A 17,637-nucleotide genomic window follows, 5' to 3' on the forward strand; every position below is an offset into this window, starting at 1 on the left:
GCATCAAATAAAGTAGTCGAGTTGGACGATTTTATCGTTCAGTTCGGCTTCTTTTATAATTTCGATGAGACATTTGGGCTCTTATTCCTTGATCTTAGGAAGCGAACGAGGTACGGTTTCCTTTTCAATGCCCTCGACAAGGCATGGGGAATAGTCCAATTAAGCCTCGAGAGTATCTCCCGTGGGCTTCTCTGGGAACTTCTCTTTCATGGCTTCATTTACTGTCTAAACCATCTTGCATCCAGATTTTGATCGGTTGCGCAGCACTCCTTCTGGAAAAACGGATGATAGCGATTTTCTTTTATAAATTAAAGAAAATCACTCTTTTTAGATGGGCCACTGTTGATTCCACGATGAGAGGTCGGTGGTGACGCCTGCGGCAAGCATCCACCGACAAGCGATTCTTGAGAAGCAACAACAAACTTGAGCAGCTCTTTTAGAGGGAAAAGGGTTTTTCAGTAGCTCCTTCATAGAGAAGGTCGGATTTTTTATACGTTCTATAAAAAAATTCATTTAATCATAGGAACCTGTCAATTCCCTTGAAACTGAAGAGTGGATGTCTGGACAGAAGACATTTTCTCTTTCATACTAAAATCAAAAGGATAATTCGGGAGGCGTTTTAATGGAATTAACTGTATACTTAGCGGGGCAGATTCACGATGATTGGCGGAACCAACTGAAGGAAAAAGCAGCAAAAAAAGACCTGCCGATCCACTTCGTAGGTCCACAAGAAAACCACGAGCTATCAGACGATATTGGAGAAAACATCCTTGGCCAGCAGCCGGATAAAGTGTATCGTGATGATGCCGCCTCAAGCATCAACAACTTCAGAACACAAGTCCTTCTGCATAAATCAGATGCAGTCATCGCTCTTTTTGGGGAATCCTATAAACAATGGAATACAGCGATGGATGCAAGTGCGGCCGTGCAACTTCACAAGCCACTGATTTTGGTAAGACCAAAAACCTTAATACACCCGCTTAAAGAGTTATCAAACCAAGCGGATGTCACAGTCGAATCTATCGATCAGGCTGTAGAGGTGTTAGAGTACCTTTACACATAAATGTAAAAGCAAAAGGATGCTGCTAGCCAATCGACTAGAGCATCCTTTTTTATTGGTCATACAACCATTGCCCTTTTAACAGCTTCACTACATGTGTGAACATTTCTTCACGATCTATGAAACCGTTCGTAAAAATACCGATGGCTCCTTCATTTTTTCTTACTTCAACTTTTTCAGCGAAAATGTCCATAACCTCGCCTAGTTCTTTCCCTTTTTCTAAGTCAGCTTTAATGTCATCCGGGAGTAGGATTCTTGCCCCGCTGGCAGTATAAACATTTTCCTTCGAATCCACTAAAGCTCCCCAATTACACAAATAAAGGTCATCTTCTATTTCCATGACTCCACCTTCAAGCCCTATTCCTAAATGAGTTTTATTATTCGAAGCACACTCACGAGCGCGATTGATCGCCCCTTCTAGTGTTTCATCGTCTGAGAAAGGTTGTGCAGCCACTTTTGATTCAACTTCAATTCCTACAACTTCCATTTCAGGGAATACGTGTTTGACAGAGGCGATTTTTGTAGGGTTTTTTGAACCCACATATATTTTCAATATACCATGCACCTTTCTCTTTCTGATATCTATTTAGATTATTGAATCCATGAAAGCTTCATCGACTGTATCGCAAATGAGAATGGATGACTTGTAAAAGGTAAACTGATAAGAGGTTCTCTTTTTAGAAAAAATGGTTTGCCTTCTTTTGGTTATATGATTTCCTATTCTAGCACAAAGTCACGCCTGCTGACATCAGCATACGTGACTTTGGTTGAATTATACATTCTTATTAATTTGATCGATCGTATTCTGATCAGTTGTTTTCACAAGATGAATGAGCAGCTCTTTCGCTGCTGCGTAATCATCAACATGAATGATAGAAGAAGATGTATGAATATATCGTGAACTGATCCCTACGACAGCTGATGGCACACCATCATTCGCCATATGGACTCTTCCTGCATCTGTACCGCCCTGTGATACAAAATACTGGTATGGAATGTCATGTGTTTCCGCTGTATCTAAGATGAACTCTCTAATCCCGCGATGGGTGACCATAGAGCGATCAAGAATACGTAAAAGTGCTCCCTTCCCTAATTGTCCGAATTCTTTCTTGTCACCACTCATGTCATTAGCTGGTGAAGCATCGAGAGCATAAAAGATATCGGGGTTGATCATGTTTGCAGCTACTTGCGCGCCACGCAGTCCTACCTCTTCTTGTACAGTAGCTCCTGAATACAGTTTATTCGGTGTGTCTATCCCTTCAAGCTCTTTCAATAGCTCGATGGCAAGACCACAACCATACCTGTTGTCCCAAGCTTTAGCTAAGATTTTCTTTTCATTAGCCATAGGTGTGAAAGGGCAAATCGGGACAATAGCCTGCCCTGGTTTAACACCAATCGCTTTGGCATCTTCTTTATCATCAGCCCCGATATCAATCAGCATATTTTTGATTTCCATCGGTTTCTTTCTTTGCTCTGGCGTCAAATTATGAGGTGGTATCGAACCGATGACACCCACGATAGGTCCTTTGTCTGTCATCACTTGCACACGCTGAGCAAGCATCACCTGGCTCCACCAGCCCCCCAACGTTTGAAAGCGGATCATTCCATTTTCGGTTATTTGAGTGACCATAAAGCCGACTTCATCCATATGACCTGCCGCCATGACTGTTGGGCCCTTACCATTTTTCATTCCGAAGACACCGCCTAAACGGTCTTGAACAATCTCATCAGAATACTTCTCCAGTTCATCTTTCATGAATTGACGAACCATATGCTCATTACCAGGAGCACCGGGGAGTTCCGTCAAGGTTTTGAAAAGACTTTGCGTTTCTTTATCCATATGTACATCTCCTTTTTGTCCATCTTTTATCATTTTAACGGAATTTTTAAAAGGTTTCTACAAATCTGCCACCCTAATATAGTTTTGATTTCCTTTTAACGGGAATATTTAGTATAATGTAAGATAGAAATTAGTTGTGAGGTGATTGTTTTATGAACTGGAAAAAAGTCGCACTAGCTGCTGGTGTAGGAGCATTAGCAGGCTATGTTGTCAAAGAACAGTTAAATAATGGTCAGGGAGTTACCCCTGAAAAAGCTTTGAAGATTGCAAAAGAAGCTTTTAAAAAGCAAGGACCGATCAGCGGATCTTGGATCTATATGAAGCCAGAAGAATTGAACAAGAATGGCATTAATTATGATGTTTACCGTGGAGGTATTTCTAAGAATCAGGACGGGGAAACATCTCAATTTGAATTCTACATTGATACCGATACAGGTACAATTGTTGATGTAGCTGAAACAACGGCATAATAAGATATGAAAGCCCCCCAGTAAAAAAGCTGGGGGGCTTTCATCATTCTTCATAGATATGTTTATCTTGTTCTATCTTCTCTACAATTTCTCCTTGTTGGTCAAAACGCATTGCACGGTAAATAGCATCATGATAAAAAACGTACCAGGCGTTTCTATTATAGCCATAGTTCATCCACTTTTGTTTTTCATGAACAGAAGTCACTGGAAAATCATCATATGCAAGGGCCCACAGGACATTTTGGTGCGCGTGGGTCGGCATAAGGTCTGCCATATGGATGAATACATTCTCTTCATCCTCAAAAACAATAATAGAATGTCCATCACTATGACCACTTGTATGAATCATGCGGAGCCCAGGTAAGATCTCTATTGAATCTTCAAATGTATGTACGAGCTCTTCCACCGGCTTCCAGTTTGCTTCCCAATAAGTATTTTTTGAACGCATATTGGGATTTTTCATTTCATTCCACTCGGTGGCATTCGTGTAAACCACCGCATTAGGAAAAGCAGCAACTAACTGATCGCCTTCCCACTTCGTCAATCCGCAAGCATGATCAAAATGCAGGTGAGTCATAAGAACAAAATCGATGTCCTCACAAGTCAAGCCTAACTCTGTTAAACACTCCTCTACCTTTGACTCTTCGAATACACCGAAGTTCCGCTTCAGCTTCTCATTCATCTTTTGGTTACCTATCCCTGTATCAACTAGCATCCGCTTCCCATCAATTTCCAATAGTATCGGATCCGTTCTCAACTCAATTTGATTACGCTCATTCACAGGGTACTTCTTACTCCATAATGGCTTAGGAACTACTCCGAACATCGCTCCTCCATCCATATGGGTAACTCCCCCCTCAAGCCAGGTCAATGAAGCTCGCCCGATTTTCATTTTTTTCAAACAATCATCCCCTCTATTATCAAAGATAGCTCTAGTTTAGCATAACAACTAGAGCTATTGTAAGCGGTATCACGTATTGAATCGAGCCTTACATTTATAGATCGGCTGACCTTTAGCAGAAAATTTCTCTTCATATTCAGTAGGAACATTCAATGGATCCTGATCTGCGTGGAGATCGACGGAAACATCTTCAATCACCATTCCGTATTCAGAAAAGCTGACAAGAGAATACTCGAACAATCCTTTATTATCCGTTTTTAAAGTAACTTGCCCTCCAGGTTTTAAGACGCCCTCATACTGTTCAAGAAACGTATGATAAGTCAACCTCCGCTTTTCGTGCTTATTTTTCGGCCATGGATCAGAGAAATTCAAGTAGATGTGGTCAACTTCATTTTCGTCAAAGAGATCTCTCAAATCTCTTGCATTTTCGTTGACCATCCTGACATTTTCCGTGTCAGCCTGAATCACTTTTTTTACAGCTCCAACGATCACACTTTTTACAAATTCAACACCGATAAAGTTATATTCTGGATGCTGGCGGCCCATCCCGGCAATAAACTGCCCTTTACCTGATCCTATCTCCAAATGAAGAGGCTGTTCTGGCATTGGGAACAGCTCCTCCCACTTCCCATTCATTTCAAAGGGTTTCTGAACGACAACTTGATCATTCTCTCTTAAAAAATCATCTGCCCAAGGTTTATGTCTTAAACGCATTTATGGAATCCTCCTTCTTATCGTTAAAATCGTACCATGAAGCGGGATAAAATTAAAATTTATTTAGAATCGCTTGAATGATGATGTATGTGCGTATAAAAAGGCTTATATTGGATGATGGAGGGGATAACTCTCCTACAATCGAGGACTTCATTGAAAAAGTCGTTTTATCCTCCAATAGCGGGGTTGGGTTGTAAGCGCTTCCTCGTTTATGATTAATATCGTGTTACAAAATAAATAACAGGAGTGATTAATTAACATATGAAACTTTTGACTAAATCAATTGAAATGACAATTTTAGCCGGATTTTCTGTACTATTTGCAGGATACGCTTTATTCATATATCCATTTGAAAAATTAAACGAAAAAATGAGTCCAGAAGTTAAAGAGAAAAAACTTAAATATACACCAACGATCGAAAAAACCGTTGTCTAAGCAGCGGTTTTTTTGCACTACAATATTTTTCAGCCGTCCTCAACTTAGAAGAAGATTGTCTGAAATTAATAAAAGGAGCAAGTGGAATTTTGTTTGAAATTCCACTTGCTCCTTTTTTATAAGGGCAGTATTTATTTTATGATTTCATGTCTTTTCATAATCGTTTTCAATTTTTCTGTCCGGATGGTCGCTTCGTCATATTCGCCTCTCATCTGATGCCATTGAATAAAGGAAAGTGCCTGTGAAACGGAATACCACTTCATACGCTCATGCATAGGAGAATCAGGTACAACACCGTATTCTTGTAACCAATTCTTCCAATAGTCCACTGGGATGTATGTATAAAGCAGCATTCCAAGGTCAAGAGCAGGATCAGCTACCATTGCATTATCCCAATCGATTAAATAAAGGCGATCATCAGCGGACAACAGCCAGTTGTTATGGTTTGTATCACAATGGCAAACGACATGAACATCGTGGTGAACATCATGGACATTTTTTTCCAGAAACTTAATAGCTTGATGAATTTCAATTCTTGGATCAAGTCGATCAAGAACTTTTTGATTTTCTTTTAAATCTCTCAATATCTCATCAGGTGTCAATGGATGCTTACCGAGGCGCATCAACATATCTAAAAGTTCAGAAGAATGATGGATTTTACTTAACAGTGCAGCTACGCGCGGGTGTTTCATTTCCTCGGTTTTCAGTTCGCGTCCTTCTAACCATTCTTGTGCTGTAATCACATCACCATTTTCCAGCCGTTTGGTCCAAACAAGCTTGGGTACAATCCCTTCAGCAGATAAGACAGCAAGAAAAGGAGAAGAATTGCGTTTAAGAAATAAACGTTTTCCTTCTGTCTGCGCATAATAGGCTTCTCCTGTTGAACCGCCTGCTGGTGTTATCGTCCAATTACTACCAAGTATATGTTCCAACCAATTCACCTTCAATTCCTCAAATCCTCTTGTTATTGAATCACGTCGTTGTTTGCTATATAAGTATAGCGTACTTTAGTACTGATCCAAAATAATATAAAACGATCCAAACAGGTCACCTTAAATTAGATTAACTCATTAGTCTCTCAACTTTCAAGAGTTATCTATCAATCCTTGAAGATTGTTGCTTTTGTAGAGGCTTTCTTCACATGACACTCGCAGCAACGCCCCCCTTGCCCATCTACTTGAAAAGGGACCATCTCTTTCGAGCGAAATATTACAGAATGAGCCTTGATTTCTTCTACTTCCCTGATCTGGGTATGTTTCCCTATAAAAACACTTAAAAATAAAGCCAACAATTTTTTCTTTGATATCTGTCTAACGATCATTACATGTAGATTTGAACTTTGCAGGCTTGCTTTTGGAGCTATTCTCATCCCTCCACCATAATACGGGTGATTGGAGATGGTCACCATCATCCCTTCAGTTACTGGATGGGTATGTCCGTCAATTTCGAGCTCAAAGTGGACAGGCTTCATGTTTTTTATTGCTCGGAGGAGAGCGATTGGGTAAGTGAAATTTGAAAGGTGAAACTTGCGAATCCAATGACGGTGATTTGGTTCATTCACTAAAGTTACTATATGCCCGTCAAGCCCGAAGCCAATACTATTAAGAAATGTCCGTTTTCCGTATTTGTATCTTTGGTGTAATACATAGGAACCTAAATATACACGATACTTCAATGGATGACTAATAATTTTCCTGAAGAGTTTTAGGCCTCTGGTTTTCAAACCAATTCCCCGCCCAAAATCATTTCCAGACCCTGCGGGTAAAAAAGTAACAGGAACATCTGGATATTGTTTCATTCCATTGATCACTTCATGCAGCGTTCCATCCCCTCCAATAACCATAACCGAAGAAAGGTTTTCGTGATGTATTTCGGCCACTTGTTCTGCAATTTTCTCTGCATGGCCCGGTCCTTCTGTGAAAAATGTACGGCAATTGGCTTTTTTGTAAAGAGGATCTTTTTGAATTTTCCTGAACAGTCTTATCGATCTTCCATGCCCGGCTTCGGGATTTACGATTACGATATACATGAGACATTTCTCCTACATTCAAATCAAATCATTATACAAACATGTAATTATTTTATTATACTATTAGGGACAAAGGCACATGTGGCTCGAATAACCTCGACTTGCTTAAAGTAAACCTTTGAAGTTGTTTTTTGCCACAACTTTGGAGCGCAGGATAATACAGACTGGAATTTGATAATTTACTAGATGGTTGAAAAAGAAGGAGGAATTCACCTTAGCTAAAGACTGTCAGTATTGTGGGACATCCATATTTATTCCTGAGAGTGGCGCAATCGTGTTCAACCCTGAACACATAAAAGAAGTGGTGAAACACTTCCCACTCCCACTCGCTCATGAGAGTGAAGAAGCTTATGTATTTCAATACCAATCCCTGGCAGAATTAAAAAATTCACTTGAGGGACTATTTAAAACAAGTACACCTGATTTCTGGTCTCATATCCTGAATACAAAAACCTCACAATCATTTCCGATTTCTATCCAACATTTATACGAGAGGCTTAGCAAGCCTTAATTAGCTGCAATCATCCAGGACGGGAGTTTTAAAGCTCACTTACAACCGATCGTGGATATGAAAGAAAATCGTGTATTCGGTTATGAGTCGTTACTTCGGACTGAAAATCAAATCGTAGCGCCTGGAAAACTTTTCGAATATGCTCAAAGTTCAGGGATGCAATCAATGCTGGATCAAAAGGCAAGGCGGGCAGCTGTAAAAGCGAAATCCGATTTCTTGCTCCCAGGGCAGAAGATTTTCATAAACTTTTTACCTTCCACTATTTATGTACCAGAGTTCTGTCTGCAGCATACATTTCAAATCGTTGAAGAGTTCAATATCGATCCATCTAGTTAATTATGGTCAAGGCTACTTTATCGGCCGCCCAGGAGCCGCCCCTGATAAAGAACTCATTCTTCCATGAGACTCTCCTCATAGTCCCACTCCGGCCTTCTAACAGAAGTGGTTCTACTATGCTTTAATAAAGCTTCAGCCACTTTCAATTGATCATGTTTAAGAGGGGATTTTATTTGTCTTTTCTCTTTAAACCAATCAACATATTTGTCTTGACCAATATAGACGGTTTGATAAGGTTCCTGGCCCTCCATGAAAGTAAGGTCAGGAGCCAATACTACTTTACGGAATGGAAAATCCAGATCATACTTTCTTAGAACACTTTTCACGAATGTTTCTGATCTTCTTAAAGGGATCAAAGGGTTCATCCGTCTGTGAGGAACTCCGTTTTCTTCTATGTACCAGCTCTTTTCTGAACTTGGGTGTACAAGCTCGCCATGAGGAGCAGTTAAATAAGTAATAATTTCAATACCAAAAGGACCAATCATTATATGTTCAAGCTCCATATGGGCTTTTTTCATTTCTACGATAGGCTTGTACATAAGCAAGTAGGTATCTGGAAATCGCTGCAGAAAATATTTCAAAACTGATTCTTCATAATATGCAGGGGCCAGAAAAGATTTATCCTGCAGAGTTGTAGAGGCCCATTTCAATTGGAATGGAATCAGTCCATCTAAGAAAAATTGTTTTAATTCCTTCAGTGTTTGAGGAATATAAGGAGAAGCTTTTTCATTGGATTCTTCTGCTTCCTCTACTTTCAATCTTTGTAATAGCTTATTCCACTTCGTAGGCTTTTCTGTTTTTTCCTCTTCAGTAGATTCCTCATGCAAAAGACCACGTTCAAACTGGTCTCGCATTTTCTCCCAATTTACACTCTTCAAACGCATGTATTTAGGAGGATATTGAAAAATGTTCCTTTCATATCTGGAGACATAATCTTGTAATTTTATCAGTTGTGCCATACTTACTCCTTTTCCCTCAATTTTATATCAGCTATTTTTTCGTACCTGGGAGTTTTTTTGGGATGAATTTTAAATATAGAAAAACTTCCAACGTTCATATCATGCTGATTTAGAAATGGAGTGCTTTCCTCAGGGCATGCTAACGGTGACTTCCCTTCAGGTTGCTGTTTAGCCAAAGTTACATGTGGATGATAGGCCCTCTTTTCTTCTTGGAATCCTAAAGAGCATCCGATTTTTTCTACTTTTTCTTTAATATCACATAACGGCAGAACTTTTTCGATATTGGCATGAAATACTCTCGGCGTGTTTTCATCACCGAAGGAACCAGCTGGACCCACCTTCAATGAAAAATCAAGGGGCCATTCCTCAGATCGAAGCAGTCTTATATACTCTCTTATTATTTCATCGGAGCATCCACCTAAAAACTTTAACGTAATATGAAAGTCTTCAGGGTGCGGCCAGACTTTATAACTCATATGCTTTTTTAAATTGGACTGCCAAAGAATAAGCACTTCTTGAATACTGGGAGTCACTTTCGTTCCAATAAAGTAATGATTACTCATGTACAATACTCCTTTATACGAGATTCAGACCATCATCCAACTGCTTCACTTGTACAAGTCTAATTAGGTACTCTACTTTGTCAATTCATAGATGCAGGTCGCGTATATTTCAATGGCTCGTACCATATCATCCAAGAGGACATGTTCATCCTTCTGGTGAGCTGTATCGGGGCTGTCAGCAAATAACGCACCATAGGCAACCCCTGCATCAAGAGCACGTGCGTATGTCGCCCCACCGATTGTATGGGCAGATAACATCTCGCCTGTCACACTGTTATATACATCTAACAATGTTTCCACAAAAGGATGGCCTTTATCAAGATGAATAGATGGGAGGTGATCATAGACTTTTAAAGTGCCATTCATTTTGGAGACCACTCTTTCCAAGCATTCAAGTACTGTCTCATATTCAACCGTAACAGGATATCTTAAATTAAAGCCGACTTTGCAGGTGCCCTCATGGAATTCTATGGATCCTAAATTTGAAGTCAAAGGTCCGGAAACCTTATCTGATTGTTTAATATCCAAGCCTACTCCATCGGTCTTAAGAAACGCTTTATGAATATTGCGAATGACACCTTTCTGGGTAGTGGACAACGGCAATTCAAGGAGAAAGCCTAATAATCCAGTGATAGCATTTTGCCCTTCTTCTGGTTTACTCGCATGAACGGCCTTTCCTTTAACTTTAAATATCCCCCTTCCATCCTTCACTTCCAGCAATGCCTCTATATTTTCTTTCTCCTTATACTCTTTTAATTTTTTCTTCAAATTAATATCTGCCGTCTTCAGGACCGCTGTTGCCTCCTCAGGCACCATATTGAGACGGTCTCCACCTGCCAGTTGGAGGATCTCTATCGTTCCATCTTTCCTATCCTCCATCTCGAAAGTAATAAAGCAATCTAGTAACCCCTTCTCTGCGTGAATAACTGGGAATGAAGCATCCGGAGTAAAGCCCACTGCAGGCATCTCTTCCTCTTTGAAATAGTACTCGATACCTTTCCAATCCCTTTCCTCATCAGTCCCCAATATCAACCGGACCCTCTTTTTCGGGTGAAATCCCTGGTCTTTCAATAATTTCATAGCTATATAAGCAGCCATTACCGGTCCTTTATCATCCTGTGCTCCTCTTGCATATAACTTATTATCTTTGACGACAGGCTCAAACGGATTTGAAGACCATCCTTCCCCTGCAGGTACGACATCCAAATGACCTAAGATCCCAATAAGGTCTTCTCCTTCACCAAATTCAATATGTCCTCCATGCCCATCGACATTTTTCGTAACAAACCCGTCATCTTCAGCGATAGATAACGCCTTATCCAAAACATCGTCTATGGCTTTTCCATAAGGATATCGATCACTCTCTTCAAAAACACTAGGAATTTTCAATAATTCAAAAGCTTTTTTTATATATTCTTCTTTGTAGTCGTTGCTTAACGTATTGAAATTCATTGATGCTCTCCTTTATTTAAGATTTCTTCATATGTAGAATGATTACAAACTACATAGAGCTCTGCATCAACAGGAATCTTTTCATCCAGCTTACGGTTGATCGCTAAATCATTACGATCAGCAATCAGTGTTGCCCCTTCATTTAATAATTCTTGAAAGGCGTCGCGATATTGTATCCAGTGCGACCTCAAAGGAATGTAAAAGAGATCCTCTCCAACTGAGCGTTTAAGCAATTGACTGTAAATGCCCGATACGCCTTTACGGAAAGCTGAGCGTACAGCTAATGAAGAAATGGTTTCATTGGATACAATGAATTCATCGATCTTAGCATGCTTGAAATTTTTGATGTGTTTTTCTTCCATCACTTCGACTATGGTATGAATACCCGGGGCTATGGATTCAATTGATGAAGCAATCAGTAAAGTTTTGCCATCGGCCATCTGGTCATTGTCCATTCGATCATCAGCGAAGATAAGGACAGCTCGTGCTTGAGTTACATTCGCTTTCTCTAAAGTTTGTAAATCAGAACCATCTCCTTTTATGTAATGAATATTTTCAGTCAAAATTGGTGCTTCTTTCAATTGATCGATAATGACGATTTCACAACCTTTATTCGTCTCGATCATTTCCTTTACAGCGTAATAAGCTTTTTGCGACCAGCCAATGATGAGGAAATGCCCGCTATCTTTATACACAATATCACCTTCCAGACGTTTTTTTCTGAACATAGCTAATCCATCAATGATTTTTCCGATTACGACACCAATAAGTCCAATGCCTAATACATACAATATTATAGCTATGGAACGACCCGCCACAGATACGGGATAATAATCTCCATACCCTACAGTCGTGACCGTAGTCATCACCCACCAAAACCCATCGAATAATGTCGGGAATGTATCGTTTTCCACAATGACGATTAAAATAGTGGATAACAAGATAAGAAGGGCACTTGTAACAAATAAAACATAGTTGTTAACTTTCACCATTTTCAAGAAAAATCTTCTTAATATTAACAAAGGGGAGGCCTCCGATCTTTAATATATTGTAAATTAGGTGAATTATCTGTAAATTTCGTGGTTTATAGTAGCACGTCCTTCAACATTGTTGTAGAATAAAAGCATCTTCAGAGTTTATCGCGTAAAACACGTTCCATACAATGACGATTAAGGAGTGGTTTTTTGAATCATCCATCATCACGTATGCTCAACAGAATCAAGGCTGTATACCTCTATATCAGAGATCGAGGGACAGTTTCGACCAACGAGTTAGCAGATGAGTTCGGCATTACCGATCGAACTATGCAAAGAGACCTGAGTATTCTGGAATACAACGGGCTAGTGGCAAGTCCGAATCGTGGAAAGTGGACGATCACTGAAAAGAAAGTCAAGATCTCATAATACATGGAAAAGATATATAGATGACACCCGGAAAACCTTTTCCGGGTGTTCTTTTCATCCACTTATTTATCACTCCAAATTTGTTATACTTTTCAAGTACCCTATCTCTTCCTCTGTAAGCTCCCGATACTCCCCGAGATCCAGCTCTTCATCAAGTTCTAGTTTGCCGACTTTCGTCCTTTTCAAGTAAGTAACTGTTTTATCAACGGCTTCGAACATCCGCTTCACTTGGTGGAATTTCCCTTCAGTAATCGTTAATTCAATTTCAGACACCTCATCAGACAATAGAATTTCAAGGTGTCCTGGTTTCGTTTGATACCCATCATCTAAAGTGACACCTGCATTGAACTTTTCAACATCTTCCGCTGTGACTTTTCCCTCGATTAAAGCAAAGTAAGTCTTACCGACATCTTTTTTTGGAGAAGTAAGGCGATGGTTCAGTTGTCCATCATTCGTAATTAAAAGTAAACCTTCCGTATCCTTGTCAAGACGCCCGACGGGGAAAGGGTCAAATACTTGGTCTTCAGGCTGGAGAATATCGATGACGGTTGTTTCATGAGCATCTTCTGTCGCTGATATTAGGTCGCCTGGTTTATTCAGCATCAAATAGATATACTCTCTATATTCCACTTCTTCTCCCATCACAGTCACTTGATCATTTTCGGGGTTCACATGAGCTTTGGCACTTTTTTCGGGCTGTCCGTTCACACGGACATTACCACCCTTTAACAAGCCCTTCACTTCTTTTCTTGTGCCATAACCCATATTGGCTAACATCTTATCTATTCTCAATTGAGGGGTGCCTCCTTATCTACGTTTCAGAAATTTATCAAGTACTCTTACTCGGCCGCCTAAAATGTGTTCCAATAAGGTGGTCTGATAAGTGAGCCACATATAAACAAGCCCACCTATACCTATACTGAACACTAGTACGACCAAAGCATCTATCCTGTTGTTTGCAGGCTCAAGGAATAAGCCGAATATCCATTTTACAAGGATGACAGTAATTGCCATTATTGTAGTCAAAATTAGAACGAGCAGAGTTCGTTTGAACAATGGTTTGTAGTCGAACTCAATGGATGTGAAGATTCTCCAGAAGTTCAAGATTACAGCTGCAGCTACACCAATCCCCGTAGCGATGATGGCCCCTTTTGCCCCAAACATTTGAATCAACCACCAGTTCAGGGTTATCTTTAAGATGATCCCAGTACCCAGGCTTACCACTGCGAAATTTTGCTTGTTGATTCCTTGCAAAATCGAAGATGTTACAGTATATAATGCAAGGAATAAGCCGACTGGCGCGTACCAGCGCAGGAGATTTCCCCGGTAAGTGACCTCATCTACTCCATAAAAGGTCGCATACGCCTCTATCGCTACGACAGAAAGCCCCACAACAGCTGGGATAATCAACAAGGCCACGATTTGTAAGGCCTGGTTAATTTGATGATTCAGGCGGTTCATTTCATTTTTTGTAAAGGACTGCGTGATAGCTGGAAGCAATGCTAAGGATAACCCCAGTCCCAAAGTGACAGGTATCATAATAAGCTTGTGGCTCAAGAAATTAATGATTGAAAAAGCATTGTTATAATCAAGTCCTGACGCCTTGATGGCTTTTTCTAATGTGAACTGATCGACAAGTTGGTAAAGGGGTGTTGCAATCCCCACCAGAATAAATGGACCGGCATACGTAAATAGCTCTTTAAACATGTCTTTATTGGATAAACCATAAGTGTATTCCTGGGCATGTAATTGTTGATCCAAAAATGGTTTGCGTTTTTTCCAATAAACATATAGAACAATACATGAAGCAATTCCGCCAATAAAAGCAGCGAAGGTCGCAAAACCGATTGCTTTTGGAATGGGTCCTTGTAATACTTGTACAATAACGAATACTGACACGAGCAGAAATACAATTCTCACGATTTGCTCGACAACTTGGGAGACAGCTGTGGGTGCCATTGATTCATTACCCTGGAAGAAACCTCTTGTTATACTCATAGGAGGTATGACAAGTAAGGCGAAACTGACCATCTGTATGACCATCGTGGCTTGACTCAACCGCTCAGATTCTTCGCCGACCGTCAATAAAGCGACCTGTTCCGCTGAGAAGAACAACATTAAGAAGGCCAGTACACCAGTGATCGACATCAAAGTCATCCCGGCCTTCAGCATCCTGCGTCCTGTTTCATAATCACCTAGCGAATTATATTTCGATACAAATTTAGAAACTGCAACAGGCACTCCCATACTTGATAGACTAAGAAGTATACTATAAGGGACATAAGCAATGGAAAACAAATCTGTTCCTTCCGTACCTACCATATTTTCAAACGGAACCGTATAAATCATTCCTAAAAATTTTGATAAGAATGTTCCTGCTGTCAATAAAATGGTACCTTTAAGAATCTTCGACATAATTAGCTTTTCACCTTCAATTTTATTGTAGAATCGACCTCATCTATTTTATCATAGATAAAGGATAAACAAGAACGAATGACCTGGAGAAAGGAAGACAATCATGACTTATCAAGTAACTGTCATCGGTGGCGGCCCGTCAGGACTGATGGCGGCAATAGCTGCTGCAGAACAAGGTGCCCACACACTATTGATCGACAAAGGAAAAAAATTAGGTACGAAGTTAACCATTTCAGGAGGAGGACGGTGTAATGTTACCAACCGCCTACCGGAAGAAGAGGTGATCAAACACATTCCGGGAAACGGAAAGTTTTTATTCAGTCCTTTCTCCGTTTTTAATAATTATGATATTATCGATTTCTTTGAAAATCTGGGTGTTGCCTTGAAAGAGGAAGACCATGGCCGTATGTTCCCTGTAAGCAACAAAGCAAAAGATGTTGTGCAAGCACTTTTGAAACGAATGGATGAATTGAAAATAGAGGTTCGTAAAGAGACTCCGGTCGAAGCTATTCACTATGGCGAAGGCGAAGACCAGCACCAAATCATTCTAAAATCCCAAGAGAAACTTTCTACTCAGTCCATAGTATTAGCTGTAGGAGGAAAAGCAGTCCCCCATACCGGATCCACAGGGGATGGTTATGCTTGGGCGAAGAAAGCCGGCCACACGATTACAAAACTGTTCCCAACGGAAGTACCCCTCTTGTCGAAAGAAGCTGTAATTAAAGAAAAGACACTGCAAGGCTTGTCTTTACGGGATGTCGATGTCTCTGTACTTAACCAAAAGGAAAAGCGGATTGTCACGCATAGAATGGACATGTTATTTACTCACTTCGGCTTATCCGGGCCTGCTATCCTCCGGTGTTCCCAGTATGCCGTCAAAGAATTCATGAAAGGTCACTGCCCAGTCACAATTGAAATTGACGCATTACCGGACGAGAAAGAGGAATCCCTGTTCCAAAGATTCCAACAGGATACAAAGGATCAACCAAAAAAAGCATTTCGCAATGTAACCAAAGGAATCGTTCCGGAAAGATTTCTCGATTATATTTTAGAACAAGCTGGTATAAGTAACGAAGAAAAAGCCGCTAATATCTCAAATCAACAATTACGCAAGTTCACGCACTTAATAAAAAAATTTCAAGTGAAGGTCCATGATTCACAACCGATTGAAAAGGCATTTGTCACAGGAGGCGGTGTATCGATCAAAGAAATTGTGCCAAATACAATGCAATCAAAGTTGATGCATGGTTTATATTTTTGTGGAGAAATCTTAGATATTCATGGTTATACGGGAGGTTATAACATTACGTCTGCCATGGTAACAGGAAGAGTTGCCGGCATGCATGCGGCCTGGGAATCCCTGGGGTGAAATACTAAAACACTTATTATGAAGGTCAACGTAAGGTGTCTCAGCTTAAGCAAGCCCTTTTTCGTAACAAATGAACTAAAGGGATAGGTACTATAGCCAAACTTGATATATACACGGATATCTTCACAAGCTTAAATTTTATAATTTGTTAGACGAAAAAAATCGAGAAGAGGCTCAGCCCTTTCTCGATTTTCTTTGCTGATATTCTTTTTCCCGTCCTAATTCACAGTTGATTAATTGCTGCATCTCTTCGCTATCCCCTTTGGATATGACAGGATCGGATTCGCTCCAGTCGACCATGTACACGATATAATAACTGCGAATACGCCTGAAATAAACAGTGGAAAAAGGGAATTTATCAAAGTAGCCCCGGACCATCTTCTTACGTGAGTAACTCCATCTCTTTAGTTGAATAAAGAACCCTCCGAACATACATTCTCACCAATAGTATATCGAAGGATCACGTTCTGCTCAAGCATATTACCATATGAAAACTAATCCCATATAAGCAAATAACAGACTGCTAATCAAATATAGATAGCCATATACCTTAAGCCTTTGGAAGTGGTTTGTGATCCCCATTACCCCAACTATTGCTAACCAGATGATAATGCCTACATAAAGAATGTGTTGTAGCGGAGTAATACTTTCTCTTAGAGATACTAAATAGAAAGCAATAGGAATCAAAAGTAGCATCATAGCATACTTCCAATTTAAATAGGTATTCCTTTTTCTCTCTAGCTGTGCCATCATCAACAACCTTTCAAAGTTAGATTAATATCTTACAAATGGTTTATGTGATGCTAACGATTTAACTTTAAGAAATCGCTTAATAACCATGTTTATATCTTGAAATATTATTAAACAGCAGCTAACAAAAACATTTGAATCTTTTACTGGAAAAATGCGATATGTAACATCAATATGCCTTTTCTATCACAACTCCTGGGTACCCAAAGAGCAAGTAAACGACTTTTTGTAAGCGTCTATTCCTTCATAGGAAGCAATGAAAAATAAACCCTTCAGAATGTTTCTGAAGGGTTTATTAATGACGTGGCGGCGTCCTACTCTCACGGGGATCGACCCGACTACCATCGGCGCTGAAGAGCTTAACTGCTGTGTTCGGCATGGGAACAGGTGTGACCTCTTCGCCTTCACCACCACATCAATATAAAGTTTG

The 17,637-nt window shown here is 40.0% G+C and carries 19 protein-coding genes and 1 rRNA gene; 6 read left to right on the forward strand and 14 right to left on the reverse strand.

Annotated elements, in window-relative coordinates:
* Positions 1-622: 622 nt before the first annotated feature.
* Positions 623-1,063: a YtoQ family protein gene (locus ACTWPX_RS18185; RefSeq protein ID WP_443120951.1), complete on the forward strand. Its 441-nt coding sequence runs from the start codon at positions 623-625 to the stop codon at positions 1,061-1,063.
* A 49-nt stretch (positions 1,064-1,112) separates the two neighbouring features.
* Here ACTWPX_RS18185 and ACTWPX_RS18190 read toward each other — a convergent pair whose 3' ends face one another.
* Both ACTWPX_RS18190 and ACTWPX_RS18195 read right to left on the reverse strand, forming a co-directional pair.
* Positions 1,113-1,613: a DUF84 family protein gene (locus ACTWPX_RS18190; protein WP_128526174.1), complete on the reverse strand. Its 501-nt coding sequence runs from the start codon at positions 1,611-1,613 to the stop codon at positions 1,113-1,115.
* Positions 1,614-1,832: 219 nt separating this feature from the next.
* Positions 1,833-2,900 (reverse strand): M42 family metallopeptidase, encoded by a 1,068-nt coding sequence (locus tag ACTWPX_RS18195; RefSeq protein ID WP_443120952.1) that lies wholly within the window; start codon positions 2,898-2,900, stop codon positions 1,833-1,835.
* 152 nt (positions 2,901-3,052) lie between these two features.
* On the opposite strand from ACTWPX_RS18195, the gene ACTWPX_RS18200 reads away from it, so the two are divergent.
* Entirely contained in the window at positions 3,053-3,370 is a 318-nt protein-coding gene (locus ACTWPX_RS18200; protein WP_128526172.1) for a PepSY domain-containing protein, read from the forward strand.
* Between the two features lie 43 nt (positions 3,371-3,413).
* Here the strand turns inward: ACTWPX_RS18200 and ACTWPX_RS18205 are convergent, their stop codons facing one another.
* Both ACTWPX_RS18205 and trmB read right to left on the reverse strand, forming a co-directional pair.
* The gene (locus ACTWPX_RS18205) at positions 3,414-4,271 is read right to left on the reverse strand and encodes a YtnP family quorum-quenching lactonase (RefSeq protein ID WP_443120953.1); all 858 of its coding nucleotides are present in this window, start codon (positions 4,269-4,271) and stop codon (positions 3,414-3,416) included.
* Between the two features lie 69 nt (positions 4,272-4,340).
* A complete protein-coding gene (gene trmB, locus ACTWPX_RS18210) occupies positions 4,341-4,985 on the reverse strand; it encodes a tRNA (guanosine(46)-N7)-methyltransferase TrmB (protein ID WP_443120954.1) in 645 nt (214 codons plus the stop codon).
* A gap of 261 nt (positions 4,986-5,246) precedes the next feature.
* Between trmB and ACTWPX_RS18215 the strand changes: the two genes are divergently transcribed.
* A complete protein-coding gene (locus tag ACTWPX_RS18215) occupies positions 5,247-5,420 on the forward strand; it encodes a hypothetical protein (RefSeq protein ID WP_443120955.1) in 174 nt (57 codons plus the stop codon).
* Positions 5,421-5,551: 131 nt separating this feature from the next.
* On the opposite strand, the gene ACTWPX_RS18220 is transcribed toward ACTWPX_RS18215, so the two are convergent.
* Both ACTWPX_RS18220 and ACTWPX_RS18225 read right to left on the reverse strand, forming a co-directional pair.
* Positions 5,552-6,361 carry a phosphotransferase gene (locus tag ACTWPX_RS18220; RefSeq protein ID WP_443120966.1) on the reverse strand — a complete coding sequence of 270 codons (810 nt, stop codon included), beginning with the start codon at positions 6,359-6,361 and terminating at the stop codon, positions 5,552-5,554.
* A 158-nt stretch (positions 6,362-6,519) separates the two neighbouring features.
* Positions 6,520-7,449 carry a diacylglycerol/lipid kinase family protein gene (locus tag ACTWPX_RS18225; RefSeq protein WP_443120956.1) on the reverse strand — a complete coding sequence of 310 codons (930 nt, stop codon included), beginning with the start codon at positions 7,447-7,449 and terminating at the stop codon, positions 6,520-6,522.
* A 523-nt stretch (positions 7,450-7,972) separates the two neighbouring features.
* Between ACTWPX_RS18225 and ACTWPX_RS18230 the strand changes: the two genes are divergently transcribed.
* Positions 7,973-8,296 (forward strand): EAL domain-containing protein, encoded by a 324-nt coding sequence (locus tag ACTWPX_RS18230; protein ID WP_443120967.1) that lies wholly within the window; start codon positions 7,973-7,975, stop codon positions 8,294-8,296.
* A gap of 53 nt (positions 8,297-8,349) precedes the next feature.
* Here ACTWPX_RS18230 and ACTWPX_RS18235 read toward each other — a convergent pair whose 3' ends face one another.
* From ACTWPX_RS18235 to ACTWPX_RS18250, 4 genes are all read right to left on the reverse strand, one after another.
* Positions 8,350-9,255, reverse strand: a complete 906-nt coding sequence (locus ACTWPX_RS18235; protein WP_443120957.1) for an NERD domain-containing protein — start codon at positions 9,253-9,255, stop codon at positions 8,350-8,352.
* A gap of 2 nt (positions 9,256-9,257) precedes the next feature.
* On the reverse strand, positions 9,258-9,818 hold the full coding sequence (gene thpR, locus ACTWPX_RS18240) for an RNA 2',3'-cyclic phosphodiesterase (protein ID WP_443120958.1): 561 nt from the start codon (positions 9,816-9,818) through the stop codon (positions 9,258-9,260).
* A gap of 72 nt (positions 9,819-9,890) precedes the next feature.
* Positions 9,891-11,270 carry a dipeptidase PepV gene (pepV, locus tag ACTWPX_RS18245; protein WP_443120959.1) on the reverse strand — a complete coding sequence of 460 codons (1,380 nt, stop codon included), beginning with the start codon at positions 11,268-11,270 and terminating at the stop codon, positions 9,891-9,893.
* On the reverse strand, positions 11,267-12,292 hold the full coding sequence (locus ACTWPX_RS18250; RefSeq protein ID WP_443120960.1) for a potassium channel family protein: 1,026 nt from the start codon (positions 12,290-12,292) through the stop codon (positions 11,267-11,269). The genes pepV and ACTWPX_RS18250 overlap by 4 nt, the downstream gene beginning before the upstream one ends.
* Positions 12,293-12,454: 162 nt before the next feature.
* On the opposite strand from ACTWPX_RS18250, the gene ACTWPX_RS18255 reads away from it, so the two are divergent.
* Positions 12,455-12,673, forward strand: a complete 219-nt coding sequence (locus ACTWPX_RS18255) for a DeoR family transcriptional regulator (protein WP_128526164.1) — start codon at positions 12,455-12,457, stop codon at positions 12,671-12,673.
* 69 nt (positions 12,674-12,742) lie between these two features.
* Here ACTWPX_RS18255 and ACTWPX_RS18260 read toward each other — a convergent pair whose 3' ends face one another.
* Both ACTWPX_RS18260 and ACTWPX_RS18265 read right to left on the reverse strand, forming a co-directional pair.
* Complete coding sequence (locus tag ACTWPX_RS18260; RefSeq protein WP_443120961.1) at positions 12,743-13,465, reverse strand: pseudouridine synthase; 723 nt, start codon at positions 13,463-13,465, stop codon at positions 12,743-12,745.
* Between the two features lie 15 nt (positions 13,466-13,480).
* The gene (locus ACTWPX_RS18265; protein WP_443120962.1) at positions 13,481-15,088 is read right to left on the reverse strand and encodes a putative polysaccharide biosynthesis protein; all 1,608 of its coding nucleotides are present in this window, start codon (positions 15,086-15,088) and stop codon (positions 13,481-13,483) included.
* Positions 15,089-15,191: 103 nt separating this feature from the next.
* On the opposite strand from ACTWPX_RS18265, the gene ACTWPX_RS18270 reads away from it, so the two are divergent.
* Positions 15,192-16,457 (forward strand): NAD(P)/FAD-dependent oxidoreductase, encoded by a 1,266-nt coding sequence (locus tag ACTWPX_RS18270; RefSeq protein ID WP_443120963.1) that lies wholly within the window; start codon positions 15,192-15,194, stop codon positions 16,455-16,457.
* A gap of 174 nt (positions 16,458-16,631) precedes the next feature.
* On the opposite strand, the gene ACTWPX_RS18275 is transcribed toward ACTWPX_RS18270, so the two are convergent.
* The gene (locus tag ACTWPX_RS18275) at positions 16,632-16,889 is read right to left on the reverse strand and encodes a hypothetical protein (RefSeq protein ID WP_443120964.1); all 258 of its coding nucleotides are present in this window, start codon (positions 16,887-16,889) and stop codon (positions 16,632-16,634) included.
* A 619-nt stretch (positions 16,890-17,508) separates the two neighbouring features.
* Positions 17,509-17,622: ribosomal RNA gene (gene rrf, locus ACTWPX_RS18280) — 5S ribosomal RNA — on the reverse strand.
* Positions 17,623-17,637: the final 15 nt, after the last annotated feature.

The sequence above is a fragment of the Halobacillus sp. H74 genome, assembly GCF_052246715.1.
Lineage (GTDB): Bacteria > Bacillota > Bacilli > Bacillales > Halobacillaceae > Halobacillus > Halobacillus litoralis_A.